Raw genomic sequence first — 14,968 nt, forward strand, 5'->3', positions numbered from 1 at the left:
GCGAAGCTGTGTGCTTAACCAAGGCACACATACCATAGGTTCAATTTATGCTCGAACACGTCCCCGCCTTTCTCGGCCGCCTGCTCAAGAACGTCCGCGCCGGCCATGGCAAGCTCACCGTCGCGAAGATCGGCGGGCCCGATACGATGAATGCGGGCGGCTTCACGCTTACCAGCCCTGCTTTCGAGGATGGGGAGGAACTCGATCCAATGTTCACGGCGGACGAGGAGGATGCCTGCGCCCCTCCGCTCGCGTGGACTGCACCGCCCTCCGGCACGCGCGCGCTGGTGCTGATTGTGGAGGATCCCGACGCCCCGGGGCCGGAACCCCTCGTTCACCTGCTGGGCTGGGGGTTCGACGTCGGGCCCGGCGACCTTTTCGAAGGGGACGACCCGCCGTTCGTCGGCCTCAATTCCCACCAGCAGGCCGGCTGGCTCCCCCCCGACCCGCCGAGCGGTCATGGCAGCCACGATTACGTGTTCCAGATGTTCGCGCTCGATCGGCCGGTCGATCTGCCTCCCGGGAAGGGTCGCGACGCGCTGATCGAGGCGATGCAGGGCCATGTCCTGGCCGCCGCGGTGCTTACCGGCACCTATGCGCGGGAAGGCTAGTTCCGTGCCCCCGCCGATCGTTCCGCTGGCCGGGCTGCTGCTGGCCGCGGCCTGTTCCTCTCCCGAGCCTGCGGCCCAGCCCGACGAAGCGCCCCGGGGTGAGCCGGCGACGGTAACGCCGGCGCCACGCGAACCTGACGCCGCGGCCACTGTCCCGCCGGCCAGCGATGCAGCGGACTCGGCGGCGAACGTGCTAACCCTGGAGGGTCTCGGTGATCTCCTCATCGGGCGCCCGGTCCCTGCCGACAGCAGCTTCGCCAGCCGCGGCGCGCAAGTCCCCGGGACGGATTGCCGGACGATGACGTCCCGCAGCTATCCCGATGTCTATGCGCTGATACAAGACGGGCAGGTACGACGGGTGACTGTTGCCGGTGATTCGCCCGTGACGCTCGCGGGAGGGATCGGAGTTGGCGCGACCGAAGCGGCGGTTGAAGCAGCCTATCCGGGTCTCGTTGAAGACGCGCACGAATATGTCGCGGCGCCGGGCAAATATCTGACGCAGCCGGGCAGCGGCGCGCGCCTCCGTTTCGAAATTGACAGCGACCGCCGCGTCTCCGCAATCCATGCCGGTCTCATGCCGCAGCTTGGCTATGTCGAAGGATGCGCGTGAACCGCCGTCCTGCCATGGCGCGAACGAAAGAGTGTTTGACGGCGGCCTGGGCGCATCGCAGTAAAAGCGATGCCTAAAGCTCCGCCCGAAGTCGTGACCGCCCAGGCCCTGTGGCTCGATAGCTGGCAATTGGGCTGGGACATCGCGGAAGTCGTGTGGCTGCGGTCCTGCCGACTGGTGAGCGGGGGCCCGCAGGCCCGGCGCGAAAGTCACCGCATGGTCACGGAAAAGATCGCCGCTTGCATGATGTTCTGGCCCGCGATGGCGCGCGGCGGGCTTCCCCTGTCACCGGAGGCCTTCGGCGCCCGGGCGCTTGCCCATTACGCGGAGCCCGTGCGGCGCAACCAGCGCCGCCTGCGCGGCACCTGAAACCGCGCGCGTTGCAGGGCCTTAGCGCACGGCCAGCGCAGCCGCGACGTCGATGATCCGCGGACCGGGCTGCGTCTCTGCGACGGGTTGCGCGGCATCCGGCCCCGGCGTTTCGGTTTCCGCCTGGACGGGCAGTACGGCCGGCTCGATCACCGAAAGCGCGGGTTCGGGTTCGATCGGGCCGGGTTCGCCGGGCGGAGGGAATTCTTCACGCCAGCCGAAACGCGCTTGCGCGTAGAGGCCGCGGGTGGACAGCTCGCCCGCCTCGATCCGGCCCTCGGGCGTGGTCATGGCGTAGTGATCGGGCAGGTGCGCCGTCTGCACCGTTCCCGTGAACGGGGCCGGGTGATCCACCGTCTGACTGGCGAGGCCGTGCGTACCGATTCCGCCTTGCTGAATGGGGCGCGTATCGATCGTGGCGCCGCTTACGACCCCCGTGATGGAGGCGAACGCGCACGCGCCCAGAAACAGGGGCGTTACTTTCATCGGACTGGCTCCGGCATGCAATGTCTTTGCCGGAACAATGCTTTGCGCCGCGGTGGCGTTCCCGAAGGCAAATCGCGGATGGCGGCGGCGCGCGCACCGCTTTAGGATAGCGCCATGCGCATCACCGTGTTCCTCCCCATCGCCGCCGCCCTCCTCGCCTCCTGCAATGCGAGCCCGCAGCCGGGCGCCGGCGCGGGGGGTGCCTTACCGGGCAATGCCGACGACAACCGCCCGTTCGACGGGATCACGGCGGAAGAAACCTTTCGCTTCACCGGGACCGAGCCGTTCTGGGGCGGAAGCGTGGCAGGCAAGTCCCTGACGTACTCGACCCCGGAAAATATCGATGGCATCTCGTTCCCGGTGGAACGCTTCGCCGGGAGGGGCGGCGTATCCTGGAGCGGGGTTCTGGAAGGCAAGGCGTTCCGCATGACGGCCACCCCGGGCGATTGCTCCGACGGGATGAGCGACCGGACCTACCCCTTCACGGTCACGCTGATGATCGGGGAAGAACAGCGTCGGGGCTGCGGATGGACGCAGCGACAGCCTTATTCGCCGGACCAGGTCTGACAGCAGCCCTACCGCGCGGGGGCGGCACGCCCAGCGCTCAATCGCCGAGGTCCATCCACGCGGGCACATGGGCGGCGTCCAGGCTTTCGGTCCGCAGGTGATCGACAGCCAGGCCAAGCCCGGGATAGGCGGCCTTGCGCCGCTTCTCATCGGAACGATCGAGCGGGACGACCACCAGCCGGCGATTGACCTTCTGGCGCCAGTTCATGCGGGCCGTGTTCTCCTGCCCGACATAGCATCCCTTGGTGAAGCTGACGCCGTTTAGATCGGCCGCGTTGGTTTCCAGCCACAACACGTCGCCGAGTTCCCGCACGCCTTCCGGCACACCCAGCGCCAGGCGGTGACGGAGCCAGTCTTTGTCTGCCGCTGCATCTTCGGACGAAACCGGGGCCAGCCAGCGGGAGCCGAGCGCGGCGAGGCGCGGATCGCGGGTGCCTCCGCCATCGCCGGGGGACCAGTGTACCGCCGCGTCCGGATCGCGGGTGATCGATAGCTTGCGCCGCAGCCGGTAGAGGGTCAGCCGTTTCACGAGGTCGTCCGCCACCTCCCCCTCGCAATCCAGCAGCAGCTCTCCCGGATCGCCCGGCCACACGATGAGGTCGAACAGCGTCTTGCCCTGGGGCGACAGCAGCCCGGCGTAGACCGGCAGCGGCCCCGTCACGTCGTTGGTCAGCAGTCCCTGGAGGAAAGTCGCCGCGTCCTCATCGTCGCTTTGCGGAGTGACGCGCACTACGGCGCGGTCGAACAGGCGGGTCGCTGGCATGGGTGACAGATAGGCGCGAGGTTGCCTAAGGGAAGCCCGATGGCCGAATCCCTGACAATCCGCCGCCCCGACGATTGGCACGTCCACCTGCGCGATGGCGCGATGCTGGCCGGCGTGGCGCACTACACCGCGCGCCAGTTCGCCCGCGCGATCGTGATGCCCAACCTGTCCCCGCCGGTCACAACGACCGCCTCGGCGCGCGATTACCGGGCGCGGATCGTGGATGCGCTGCCGGCGGGAACGGCGTTCGAGCCGCTGATGACGGCCTATCTCACCGACCATACCGATCCGGCCGACCTTGCGCGGGGCAAGGCGGAAGGGGTGCTGACCGCGGCCAAGCTCTATCCCGCCAATGCCACGACGAATTCGGCCGCCGGGGTCAGCGACATCGCGCGCCTCGACCGGGTGCTCGGCGCGATGGAGGAGGCGGGCCTCGTCCTCTGCGTGCACGGCGAAGTCACCGACGCGGATGTCGACGTGTTCGACCGGGAGGCCGTGTTCATCGAGCGGCACCTGGCCCGGATGGTCGAACGGTTTCCGGGCCTGAAGGTGGTATTCGAACATGTTACCACCGCGGAAGGCGTCGCGTTCGTCGAGGGGGCCGGGGCCAACGTCGCCGGCACCATCACTCCCCAGCATCTCCATCTCAATCGCAACGCCATGCTGGTGGGCGGCATACGGCCGCACGCATACTGCCTGCCCGTGGCCAAACGCGAACGGCACCGCCTGGCGCTGCGCCGCGCGGTGACATCGGGTTCGGGCAAGTTCTTCCTCGGCACCGACAGTGCGCCGCACGCGCGCGCGGACAAGGAATCGGCGTGCGGGTGCGCAGGGATCTTCAACGCGCCGTTCGCGCTCGAAAGCTATGCCGCCGTCTTCGATCAGGAAAATGCGCTCGACCGGTTCGAACAGTTCGCATCGCTGGCCGGGCCGGCCTTTTACGGCCTGCCGGTAAACGAAGGGACGATCACGCTGGAACGGGGCGGACCAGCAGTGCCGGACACGCTTGACGCAGGCGGAACAACGGTTGTCCCGTTCCACGCAGGGGAAACGCTCACCTGGCGGCTGGCGTCCGGCTAGCGCGCAAGTCCCACACGAAAACGGCAATCGCGATCCAGATCGCGACGAAAGCCCAGAGCTGCGCGGGCATCAGCGGGCGGTCGAACACCGTCAGACCCAGCACGAAGACAATCGTCGGCGAAAGGAACTGGATGAACCCCAGCGCCGAATAATCCATCCGCCGTGCCGCCACCGCGAACAGCCATAGCGGGATCGCAGTCAGCGCCCCGCCGAGCACGATCACCAGGCTGAGCCCCCAGTCGTGCCCGAACGACGATCCCGCCGGGCTCGCGGCATACCATCCCGCCAGGCCCAGCGCGGGCAGCAGGAGGATGATCGATTCCACCGTAAGGCCGGGCAGGGCGCCCACCGGCACCTTTTTGCGGATGAGGCCATAGGCGCCGAAGCTCAGCGCCAGGGTGAGGCTGATCCACAATGTCGTCAGGGCGCCGGCAAGGAGGATCGCGATGCCGACCGCGGCGATGCTTACCGCGATCCATTGCCGGCGGTTGAGCCGTTCGCCCAGCAGCATGGTGCCGAGCAGCACGTTGATCAGCGGATTGATGTAATACCCCAGGCTGGCTGCGAAGACCTCGCCCGCCTGGATCGCCCAGATATAGACCAGCCAGTTCAGGCCGATGAGGAACGCGCTGATGGCGAGCACGCCCATCACCCGCGGATTGCGCAGCGCGCCGGCGATCTCGGCAAGCTGACGGCGCAACGATGCGATCAGCAGGCACAGGGGCAGCGTCCAGACGACTCGCCAGGCGACAAACTCGGTCGCGGGGACGGTCTCCACCAGAATCAGGTAGAGCGGGAGAAAGCCCCAGATCACGTAGGCGCCAAGGGCAGCGGCAAGGCCTGAACGGCCGGAAGCGGGGCTTTCGTTCATGTTCGCGCCGCCAGTAGGCCCGCCGCGCCTGGGTCACAAGCAACGCGCGCACGGGGCGCGGAAAGGGAAAATCGGGCCTGCCAGCGAAAAAATGCGTTCCTGAAGACGCGGTTGCGGTTCGTTCAGTTTGCGGGGTCTAAATATGAACATGACAAATGGGCGCTCACTCAAGCCTCTTGGTCGCGAGAGTTCGAAAGGAAGACCCGATGACGCAGTTCAAACTGAAGACCGCCGCGCTGGCCCTCGCCGTTCCCGGCCTGGCCATGGCTGTCCCCGCGGTGCCGGCCGCAGCGGCGCCCGCCGCGCACGCCGCCGCTTACAACACCAGCGCCGTGTGGGGTGACCAGGCCGCGCACCAGTATCGCGACCGCTACCGCAATTACGACCGCCGCGCGTATGGCAGTCGTTATTCCAGCTACGGCGAGCCGGTGTACGACAGCACCCGTGTGTGGCGCGGCGAGGACAACCGCTATTACTGCCGCAAGTCGAACGGCACGACCGGCCTTTTGATCGGCGGTGCGGGCGGGGCCCTGCTGGGCCGCGAGATCGCCGGCCGCGGCGGAGACCGCACGCTCGGCGCGATCCTGGGTGCCGCCGGTGGTGCTCTGCTAGGCCGCGCGATCGACAAGGGCGGCAGCCGCTGCCGCTGATCTGATCGCACAAGCTTCGCGGGCGTGCCCACCCACGTCCGCGAACGCGAACCCCCTGGGGGTCGCGGGAAGGCGTCTCTCGCTTCTGGCGAGGGGCGCCTTTTTCCTTGGCGGTTCAGCCGGTGCGCGATTCCGCGCGGAAGCCCGCGCCAAGGCTCGCGCGTGGCTGGTCCATTTCGGTGCTGGCTACCGGATAGGCGCAGTAATCGGCGGCGTAGAACGCGGCTGGACGGTGGTTCCCCGATAACCCGACACCGCCGAACGGCGCAGAGCTGCTCGCCCCGCTGGTCGGCCGGTTCCAGTTGATGATGCCCGCGCGCACCTGGGCCCAGAACCTGTCGAAATCCTGCGGGCCGCCCCCGACGAGCGAGGCGCTGAGCCCGAAGCGGGTGTTGTTGGCTTCGGCAATGGCCTGGTCGAAATCGTCCACCTTTACCACCTGCAGCAGCGGGCCGAACAGCTCAACGTCGGGCCGGTCGGCCATCGTCGTCACGTCGATCATCGCCGGGCTCAGGAAGGGCAGATCTTCGCTCGGACGCTTCATGTGCTTGATCGCCCGGCCGCCATTCGACATCAGGTAGAGAAAGCTTTCGGATAGTTGGTCGGCCGCCGCGTTGTCGATCACGGGGCCCATAAAGGGCGCCGGATCGGCGAACGGCTGATCGAACACGATCCGGTCGGCCAGTGCCTTCACCTCGCCAACCAGGGCATCGTACATGCTCGCCTTGACGATCAGCCGGCGGGCCGCGGTGCAGCGCTGGCCCGCGGTTGTAAACGCACTCTGGATCACGAGCACGGCGGCATCGGCGACCTTGGGCGTGTCGATGACCACGATCGGGTTGTTGCCGCCCATTTCCAGTGCGACGATCTTGCCGGGATTGCTGGCCACCGCGCGGTTGATGGCGACACCGGCCTGCAAGCTGCCGGTGAACAGCACTCCGTCGACGTCGCGGTGCGCCACCAGCGCCTTGCCTTCCGCCGGCCCGCCTACCAGGAGTTGGACGACCGCGGACGGGATGCCGGCGCGGTGGAAGCAGCGGACCAGAAACTCGCCCACGGCGGGCGTTTTCTCGCTCGGCTTGAAGACCACCACGTTGCCGGCGATCAGCGCGGGCACGATGTGGCCGTTGGGCAGGTGTGCGGGGAAATTGTACGGGCCCAGCACCGCCATCACGCCATGGGGCTTGTGGCGCACCGCCGATGTGCCCTGCAGCGCGCTGTCGTGCTTCTTCTGCCCGGTCCGTTCGGCATAGGCGCTGACCGAAATGTCCACTTTCGCGATGACGGACTGGACCTCGGTGCGCGCTTCCCACAGCGGTTTGCCCGTTTCGCGGGCGATCAATTGGGCGAACGGATCGGCTTGCTTGCGGACTTCGTTGGCGAAGCGCCGGCACAGTTCAATCCGAGTTGCATGCGGCTGCGAGGCCCAGTCGGGCCAGGCGCGGCGGCCACGATCCACCAGCGCGTCCACATCGCCCGCGGCACCGCGCCAGAGCTCGGCACCGGTGGCCGGTTCGTATGAGATGATCTCGCTGGCGGGCTCGCTGGTAGGCAAGGGGCTCTTTTCCGGATTTGTTGCGGGGCGTTCGCGGTTAACGGTGGCGCGCTTCTAGCGCAGGGGGCCGGGGGGTCAAATGGCCGGTCATGGCAAACCGGGTGGCGGCAGGGCGAGATGACCGGCCGGAATCGGTGCCGGCCCGAGCGCCTCGCCCAGGCGGCGGATTTCCGCGATCTGGCGGGCAAGCGGGTCCCAATCGTTGCGATTGGCGATGGCGGTCCAGAGATCCTCTACCCTATCGATCACCAGAGTCGGCGGCGCGGTGTCCTGCCACAATGGATGATCCGGCCCGGCGGGCGCGAACGCTGCGAACAATTCGGCGAGCGGTCCGGTGGCATTCCGGCCGAAACGATGGCGGTGAAAGAATGCATCGGGCGATTCGCCACCGCTCCGCATCGCCGCCTCGCACGCGGCGACGAGAGCGGCGTCAGCCTCGTCCCCCCGTGAGGCCAGGCCCAGGCGCCAGAGCCAGCGGCGGGCGACATTGGCCATGTAGAGCGGGCCGAAGCGTTCCAGCGCGGCCATCAGCGGCGGCGCTTCGGCCAGCGGGCGCATCGCGATCGCGAGCTGGCCGCAGTTCCAGTACAGCGCTTCCGGCTGGCGGCCGAAGGAATAGAGGCCGGCATGGTCGAAATAGGCCGCGGTGAAGGCCGGGTCCCAACGCGGCAGCCAGCGCCACGGGCCGTAATCGAAGCTTTCCCCGGTCACGTTCATGTTGTCGGTGTTGAGGACCCCGTGAACGAAACCCGCCACCATCCAGCTTGCCGCCAGATCGGCCAGCCGCGCCACCACCAGGTGCATCAGCCGTACGGCGGGCACGTCCGCATCGATCGCGTCGGCCGGCGGCGGCGGGCCCGGAAATTCGCGCAGGCAATAGGCGACCAGTTGTTCCAGATGATCGTGTTCGCCCAGCGCGGCAAGGCGCTGGAAGCTGCCGATGCGGATATGCCCGTGCGACAATCGGACCATGACGGCCGATCGCGTGGGCGAAGGCTCGTCGCCGCGGACCAGCTGTTCACCCGTTTCGATCACGGACAGGGTCTTGCTGGTGTTGACGCCCAGCGCCTCCAGCATTTCGGTGGCGAGGATTTCGCGCACGGCGCCCTTCAGCGTCAGCCGCCCGTCGCCCGCGCGGCTCCAAGGGGTCGTCCCGGAACCTTTCGTGCCGAGTTCCAGCAAGCGCCCATCGCCATCCCGCACCTGGGCAAAGGTGAACCCGCGACCGTCGCCAAGGTCCGGGTTGTACACGCGGAACTGGTGCCCGTGGTATCGAAGCGCCAGCGGTTCCGGAAGCGTGTCAGGCAGCGGCGTGAAGCGGGCGAAGTGGCTTATCCATTCCGCGTCCGACAGGCCCGCCAGCCCCACGGCGCCGGCTGCGCGGTCATTCCGCCAGCGCAACGTCGTTTGCGGAAAATCGGCGGGCCGGACCTGATCGCCCAGCCAGCCGGCGATTTCCAGCAGCGCGCTTTCGGGGCGGTACGGCGCATCCACGCGTGCGACAGGTTGCGGATCGGCGCGCATCAGGCGATAGTGGGGTCAAGGGCAGGGCCATGCAAGCTCCCGCCGAGAATCCGGAGATACTGCGGCACGCCGATGGTTACCGATAGCGCTCGCAATCCGGCTGCGGGGGAAACCTCTTCGCGCGCCGCCCCCGATCGGGCCGGGGTCGATCGCCCGTGGGCCGACCGCACCTGGCAATCGGCCGATGGCCTGTCCCTGCATTTCCGCGACTATCCCGGGCGGGACGATCGTCCGCCGGTGATCGCGCTCCACGGCCTCACCCGCAACGCTCGCGACGCCGCCCCGCTGGCGGCACGGCTGGCAGGTGACTGGCGCGTGATCGTCCCGGAAATGCGCGGGCGCGGCCAGTCGGATTATGCCAGCGACAGCGCCACCTATAACCCCGTGCAGTACGTCGCCGACCTCAAGGCCCTGCTGGAACAGGAAGGAATCGCCCGCTTCGTCGCCATCGGCACCTCCCTCGGCGGACTGATGACGATGATGCTGGCCCACGAACGTCCGGAGATGATCGCCGGCGCGGTGCTGGTCGATATCGGGCCGGAAGTCGATCCCGAAGGCCTCGCCCATATCCGCGAATACGTGGGGCACGGCGGCAGCTTCCCCACCTGGACTCACGCGGCGCGCGCGCTTGCCGACGTGCACGGCGCGGCACATCCACAGTTCGCGCTCGACGACTGGCTGGCGATGGCCAAGCGGGTAATGGTGCTGGGGGCCGGCGGACGGATCGTGTTCGATTACGACATGGGCATCGCGGAGCCATTTGCCGCTCCGGAAGGCGCCGTGCCCGTGGATCTGTGGCCCGCGTTCGAAGCGCTGGCAGGGCGCCCCGTGGCCCTGATCCGCGGCGCGCTCTCGACGATACTCTCGGCCGACACGGCGGCGACAATGGCAGCGCGGCTGCCGGGGCTCGATCTGGTCACGGTGCCCGGCATCGGTCATGCGCCCTTGCTGACGGAGCCGGAGGCTGCGGCCGCGATCGACCGTCTGCTCGCCAGCGTCGCATGAGCGGCCGCTCCGACGCAGGCGGCGGCCGGCCGGCGCCGCTGCGGGTGCTGCATCTCCATTCCACCTTCGGGCCAGGCGGCAAGGAACGCCGCGCCGTGCGCCTGATGAACGCCTTCGGACCGAAGCTGCACCATTCCATCGTCACGTCGGAGCCGGACGAGGCGGGGGCGGCCCGGGAATTGTCGCGCGCGCTCAAGGTCGCCTGGCCGGAGGACTTTCCATCGCTCAAGGGGCGGCCGACGCCGGGACGGCTGCAACGGCTGGCCCGCGCGATGCGGGGGTTCGATCTCGTCCTCACCTATAACTGGGGCGCGATGGACGCGGTGATGGCGCACACCCTGTTCGGGCAGGCGTTGCAGCTTCCTCCGTTGATCCACCACGAAGACGGCTTTAACGAAGACGAACGCGACCGCCGGAAGCCGGCGCGAAACTGGTACCGGCGGATCGCGCTGGGCCGCGCCAGCGGGTTGGTGGTCCCTTCCGAAACGCTGGAGGAAATCGCGCTCACCGAATGGACGCAGCCGATCGGGCGCGTTCGCCGCATCCCCAACGGGATCGACGTCGATGCGTTTGCCAAGGCGCCGCGGACCGACGCGCTCCCCGGCCTCGTGAAGCGCCAGGGGGAGTTCTGGGTCGGGACGGTGGCGGGCCTTCGCCCGGTCAAGAACCTCGCCGCCCTGGTCCGCGCCTTCGCGCCGCTGCCAGCACAGTGGCACCTGGTGATCGTTGGCGATGGACCGGACCGCGCGGCGATCCAGGCGGAGGTGGAGCGCCTCGGCATCGAACACAGGGTCCACCTGCCCGGGTTTGCGAGCGACCCTGCGCGTTACGTCGGCCTGTTTGACGTGTTCGCGCTGTCCTCCCTCAGCGAGCAGTTCCCGATCGCGCTTGTGGAAGCGATGGCCGCCGGCCTTCCGGTCGCCGCGCCGGCGGTGGGCGATGTCGCCGCGATGGTGGCGGGCGAGAACGCGCCCTTCGTGGCGCCGCCGGGGGATGAAGCCGCGCTCTACGGCGCGCTGGCCGGGCTGGCGAGCGATGCGGATTTGCGCCAGCGGGTCGGCGCCGCAAACAAGGCGAAGGCGCGCGCTGAGTTTGGCGAGAAGCGGATGATCGACGCCTACCGCCGCCTCTATGCCAGCGCCGCCGGGCGGAGCTCGCTGCCATAGGACTTCACGGCAGGTTCACCCGAGCCCGGCCAATCCGGTTTCACGATTGAATTGGCGCGCCCATCGGGTAAAGACGCGCCGTCCGCCGGCCCGCCGGTGATTGCAGGCACCATAACGAGAAGCACCCACCGATTGGCTCTCCGTCCCGACAATTCGCCCGTACCCGACGACAAGCGCGCACGCGCGAAGGCCGCGCAGGAAGACGTGTTGCTGCGCGAAGTCGACGATGCCGTGCGGCAGGATCAATATGCCGACGCTGCCCAGCGTTACGGCAAGCCGCTGGCGATCGCCGCGGCGGTCGGCCTGGCGCTGTTCGGCGGCTACCTATTGTGGGAAAACCGGCAGGAGAGCGCGCGCGAGGCGGATTCCGAAGTGCTGGTATCCGCGCTCGACCGGATCGAATCGGGCGATCTTGCCGGCGGCAATGCCGCGCTCGCGCCGCTGGTGGACAAGGGCAACGCCTCTGCCCAGATGCTCCGGGCCGGGATCGCGATGGAGCAGGCGAAGCCTGAGGACGCGGCGAAGATCTACGACGCCGTGGCCGCCGATGGCGATGCCCCCCAGGCGCTGCGCGACGTGGCGACCATCCGCGCGGTGGCCGCGCGTTACGACCGGATGCCGCCCGCCGATGTCATCGCGCGGCTCAAGCCCCTGGCCGTGCCCGGCAACGCGTGGTTCGGCCCGGCGGGGGAACTGGTCGCCATGGCCTACCTCGACCAGGGCAACCGGGCTGAAGCCGGCGCCCTGTTCGCCGCGATCGCCAAGGACCAAGGCACGCCCGAAAGCCTGAAATCGCGCGCCCGCCAGATGGCCGGGCTGCTCGGCGTGGACGCGATCGACGATGTCGACACCGTGATCCAGCGCGCCGCCCCCGATGGCGCGGCCGCCACCGAATGATCTTTCACAGGAACCGACCGCAGATGACGACCGCAAGTCCCCTCACCTCGATCGGCCGCGCCGCGCTGGTCGCGTCGCTCGCGCTGGGGCTATCCGCCTGCCAGGGTGGCCTGTTCGGCGGCGGCGGCGAAAAGGACGTGACTCCCACTGTCGGCAACCGCGTGCCGATCCTTTCGCGCATCGAAGGGGCGAAGGTCGATCCGGCACTCGCCGGGGTGCCGGTCGTGGTGCCGGCCGCGACGGTGAACGCCGAATGGGCGCAGTCGGGCGCCACGCCCGGCAAGTCTTACGGACACCTGGCGCTGCCCGCCAATCTCGGCAACGCCTGGACGCAGAAGATCGCGGGCGCCACCCCGCGTCGGCGGCTCGCTGCATCGCCCGTTGTCGGCGGCGGCATGCTGTTCGTTTCCGACAGCGAAGGCGTGATCCACGCGTTCGACGCCGCGACGGGTGCGCGGCGCTGGAGCCGAGCGGCGGAAGTCGCGGGCAGCCTGCAGCCCGCGAACTTCGGTGGCGGCGTCAGCTATGACCAGGGCCGCGTGTACGCCACCAATGGCGCGGGCGAAGTGATGGCGCTCGACGCCAGCAACGGCGCGCCGATCTGGAAAGTGAAGCCTGCCGGCCCGCTGCGCGGCGCGCCGACGATCGCGTTCGGCGCGGTCTATGTGATGACGCAGGACAACCAGATCGTCGCGCTCAACGCGTCGGACGGCAAGCTGCAGTGGAACGAGAGCGCGTCTTCCTCGCAGACCGGGGTGTTCGGCGTCGCCACCCCCGCAGCCGCTCAGGGCACGGTCATCGCCGGTTATTCGAGCGGAGAGCTCGTTGCCTACCGTTACGAAAACGGCCGTTCGCTGTGGGCCGACGCGCTGGCCCGGACTTCGATCTCGACCGAAGTGGGCGCGCTCACCGATATCGATGCCGATCCGATCATCGATTCGGGCCGCGTCTATGCGCTGGGCCAGGGCGGCCGCATGGCTGCCTACGAGCTCGTCACCGGGCAGCGTATCTGGGAACTGAACCTCGCCGGCATCTCCACCCCCGCGGTGGCGGGCGAGTGGATCTTCACCCTGACCGACGACGCACGCCTGCTGGCGATCGCGCGCGGCAGCGGGCGCATCCGCTGGATCACCGACCTAGGCCGGTGGCGCAATGCGGAAAAGAAGCAGGACCCGATCTTCTGGACCGGTCCGGTGCTGGCCGGGGACAACCTGTGGGTCGGCAATTCCGAAGGCCAGATCTACCGCGTCAGCCTGGGCGAAGGCGCCGCCAGCCTGTTCCAGACGCTGAAATCGCCGATCAGCCTGCCGCCGATCGTGGCCAACAACATGCTTTACGTGCTGGCCGACGACGGCACTATTCACGCCTATCGCTGAACGGGGTGCGGCAGCGCTTGCCGGGCTGTTAACCCTTCGGCGCTAGTGGCGGGATGCGATGAACGACCGCGCCCGCCCTGCCGGACCCCTGCCGCCGAGCGATGTCTCGCCGTGGGTCGGGCTGGCGGGCCTCGCCGGCCTGTTCGGCTGGATTGCGCTCTGCCGCCACTGGCCCCAACTGGTGCTCGGTTACGGCCTGCCAGGCCCAGCCGAGCGACTTGACGGCCCGCACGCCGCGCTCGCTGGGCTGCTCGCGGCACTGCTGCCGATGATCCTAGTGACCCTGCTGGTGGACCGGGCACATCGGCGACCCTCCACCGGGATCGACTGGGCCGTGCGCCGGCCGCTGGCGGAAACCTGGCGCGTCTCGATGGTAAAGATCGCCGGCCTGTGGTTCACCTGGGTCATCATCGCAGGCCTGTACTGCATGGGCCGCTGGTACTGGGCCGATCCATACCTGTTCGCTATGTCGGTGCTGGCATGGGCCGCCGCCCCCCTCGTAATCCTGTCCGTGCCCTATGTGCTGTGGCTCGACCGGCGCATGGTGGAGCCGCGCGACCACGCCTGGCATTTCGGAGCCATGGTCCTGGGCCATGCGGCCTACGATCCCGAAGCGGTGAAGAAACACTGGCGGGCATGGATCATCAAGGGGTTCTTCGGCGCCTTCATGATCTCCATCCTGCCGGCTGGCTTTGCTACTGTGGTCCAGGCCGATTACGCTGCAATGGTGCGCGATCCGGCCGCTCTGGGCATGGCGCTCATCACCGTCCTGTTCCTGGTAGACGTCCAGATCGGGACGGTCGGGTACCTGGTCACCTTTCGCCCGCTCGACGCGCATATCCGCAGCGGCAACCCGCATCTCGCCGGGTGGATCGCCGCACTCATGTGCTATCCGCCCTTCGTCTATACCTTCATGGGAGCGGGCATACTGGGGTACGAGGCGGGAACGCCCGGACGTGGCGACGCCAACTGGACGGTCTGGCTGGCCGGCCACTCCATCCTGCTAGCGATCTGGGCCGCCGTGCTGGTCGCGCTTACCGCGGTCTATGCATGGGCGACGTTCGCGTTCGGGCTGCGCTTTTCGAACCTCACTTATCGCGGTGTGCTGACCAACGGTCCGTACAGGTTCACCCGCCATCCGGCTTACCTTGCGAAAAACACGTTCTGGTGGCTGTCGGCGCTGCCGTTTCTGGTTACCAACGGATCGCTGACCGATACCGTGCGCAACGTCGCCGGTCTCGCCGCGGTCAACGCCATCTATTACTGGCGGGCGCGGACGGAGGAGCAGCACCTCTGGGCCGAGGACCCGAAGTATCGCGTCTACCACACGTGGATGAGCGCGCATGGCCCGATCACCGCGCCGCTGGTTCGGCTGAAACGGGCGCTGCGCTGGCGCCTGCGCGATCCGGCGGTGCGCGAGCTGGCGGGCTGACGGCGC

The 14,968-nt window shown here is 68.3% G+C and carries 16 protein-coding genes; 11 read left to right on the forward strand and 5 right to left on the reverse strand.

What is annotated here, in order from left to right; all coding sequences use genetic code 11:
- Positions 1 to 47: 47 nt before the first annotated feature.
- The 3 genes from GRI40_RS12640 to GRI40_RS12650 all read left to right on the forward strand — a co-directional run bounded on the left by GRI40_RS12640 (position 48) and on the right by GRI40_RS12650 (position 1,590).
- The gene (locus tag GRI40_RS12640) at positions 48 to 611 is read left to right on the forward strand and encodes a YbhB/YbcL family Raf kinase inhibitor-like protein (RefSeq protein ID WP_160611893.1); all 564 of its coding nucleotides are present in this window, start codon (positions 48 to 50) and stop codon (positions 609 to 611) included.
- Complete coding sequence (locus GRI40_RS12645; protein WP_160611894.1) at positions 595 to 1,221, forward strand: hypothetical protein; 627 nt, start codon at positions 595 to 597, stop codon at positions 1,219 to 1,221. Before GRI40_RS12640 ends, GRI40_RS12645 begins: the two co-directional genes overlap by 17 nt.
- Positions 1,222 to 1,290: 69 nt before the next feature.
- Entirely contained in the window at positions 1,291 to 1,590 is a 300-nt protein-coding gene (locus GRI40_RS12650; protein WP_160611895.1) for a hypothetical protein, read from the forward strand.
- A 21-nt stretch (positions 1,591 to 1,611) separates the two neighbouring features.
- Here GRI40_RS12650 and GRI40_RS12655 read toward each other — a convergent pair whose 3' ends face one another.
- The gene (locus GRI40_RS12655; protein WP_160611896.1) at positions 1,612 to 2,076 is read right to left on the reverse strand and encodes a hypothetical protein; all 465 of its coding nucleotides are present in this window, start codon (positions 2,074 to 2,076) and stop codon (positions 1,612 to 1,614) included.
- Positions 2,077 to 2,190: 114 nt separating this feature from the next.
- Here GRI40_RS12655 and GRI40_RS12660 point away from each other — a divergent pair, with 114 nt between their 5' ends.
- Positions 2,191 to 2,643 carry a COG3650 family protein gene (locus GRI40_RS12660; RefSeq protein WP_160611897.1) on the forward strand — a complete coding sequence of 151 codons (453 nt, stop codon included), beginning with the start codon at positions 2,191 to 2,193 and terminating at the stop codon, positions 2,641 to 2,643.
- Positions 2,644 to 2,680: 37 nt separating this feature from the next.
- On the opposite strand, the gene ygfZ is transcribed toward GRI40_RS12660, so the two are convergent.
- Positions 2,681 to 3,406 (reverse strand): CAF17-like 4Fe-4S cluster assembly/insertion protein YgfZ, encoded by a 726-nt coding sequence (gene ygfZ, locus GRI40_RS12665; protein WP_160611898.1) that lies wholly within the window; start codon positions 3,404 to 3,406, stop codon positions 2,681 to 2,683.
- 39 nt (positions 3,407 to 3,445) lie between these two features.
- Between ygfZ and pyrC the strand changes: the two genes are divergently transcribed.
- A complete protein-coding gene (gene pyrC / locus GRI40_RS12670; RefSeq protein ID WP_160611899.1) occupies positions 3,446 to 4,486 on the forward strand; it encodes a dihydroorotase in 1,041 nt (346 codons plus the stop codon).
- Here pyrC and rarD read toward each other — a convergent pair.
- Entirely contained in the window at positions 4,461 to 5,357 is an 897-nt protein-coding gene (gene rarD / locus GRI40_RS12675) for an EamA family transporter RarD (RefSeq protein ID WP_160611900.1), read from the reverse strand. The genes pyrC and rarD overlap by 26 nt on opposite strands.
- Positions 5,358 to 5,563: 206 nt before the next feature.
- Between rarD and GRI40_RS12680 the strand changes: the two genes are divergently transcribed.
- On the forward strand, positions 5,564 to 6,007 hold the full coding sequence (locus tag GRI40_RS12680) for a glycine zipper 2TM domain-containing protein (protein WP_160611901.1): 444 nt from the start codon (positions 5,564 to 5,566) through the stop codon (positions 6,005 to 6,007).
- Positions 6,008 to 6,122: 115 nt separating this feature from the next.
- Here GRI40_RS12680 and astD read toward each other — a convergent pair whose 3' ends face one another.
- Both astD and GRI40_RS12690 read right to left on the reverse strand, forming a co-directional pair.
- Positions 6,123 to 7,562 (reverse strand): succinylglutamate-semialdehyde dehydrogenase, encoded by a 1,440-nt coding sequence (gene astD, locus GRI40_RS12685; protein WP_202390347.1) that lies wholly within the window; start codon positions 7,560 to 7,562, stop codon positions 6,123 to 6,125.
- Between the two features lie 87 nt (positions 7,563 to 7,649).
- Positions 7,650 to 9,086 carry a protein adenylyltransferase SelO family protein gene (locus tag GRI40_RS12690; RefSeq protein WP_160611902.1) on the reverse strand — a complete coding sequence of 479 codons (1,437 nt, stop codon included), beginning with the start codon at positions 9,084 to 9,086 and terminating at the stop codon, positions 7,650 to 7,652.
- Positions 9,087 to 9,158: 72 nt separating this feature from the next.
- Here GRI40_RS12690 and GRI40_RS12695 point away from each other — a divergent pair, with 72 nt between their 5' ends.
- The 5 genes from GRI40_RS12695 to GRI40_RS12715 all read left to right on the forward strand — a co-directional run bounded on the left by GRI40_RS12695 (position 9,159) and on the right by GRI40_RS12715 (position 14,962).
- A complete protein-coding gene (locus GRI40_RS12695) occupies positions 9,159 to 10,091 on the forward strand; it encodes an alpha/beta fold hydrolase (protein ID WP_160611903.1) in 933 nt (310 codons plus the stop codon).
- Positions 10,088 to 11,257, forward strand: a complete 1,170-nt coding sequence (locus GRI40_RS12700) for a glycosyltransferase (protein WP_160611904.1) — start codon at positions 10,088 to 10,090, stop codon at positions 11,255 to 11,257. Before GRI40_RS12695 ends, GRI40_RS12700 begins: the two co-directional genes overlap by 4 nt.
- A 132-nt stretch (positions 11,258 to 11,389) precedes the next feature.
- Positions 11,390 to 12,154 (forward strand): tetratricopeptide repeat protein, encoded by a 765-nt coding sequence (locus GRI40_RS12705; RefSeq protein ID WP_160611905.1) that lies wholly within the window; start codon positions 11,390 to 11,392, stop codon positions 12,152 to 12,154.
- Positions 12,155 to 12,177: 23 nt separating this feature from the next.
- Complete coding sequence (locus GRI40_RS12710) at positions 12,178 to 13,530, forward strand: outer membrane protein assembly factor BamB family protein (protein ID WP_160611906.1); 1,353 nt, start codon at positions 12,178 to 12,180, stop codon at positions 13,528 to 13,530.
- Positions 13,531 to 13,588: 58 nt separating this feature from the next.
- Positions 13,589 to 14,962, forward strand: a complete 1,374-nt coding sequence (locus GRI40_RS12715) for a methyltransferase family protein (RefSeq protein ID WP_160611907.1) — start codon at positions 13,589 to 13,591, stop codon at positions 14,960 to 14,962.
- Positions 14,963 to 14,968 lie beyond the last annotated feature (6 nt).

It is taken from the genome of Tsuneonella aeria (assembly GCF_009827495.1).
Taxonomy (GTDB): Bacteria; Pseudomonadota; Alphaproteobacteria; order Sphingomonadales; family Sphingomonadaceae; genus Tsuneonella; species Tsuneonella aeria.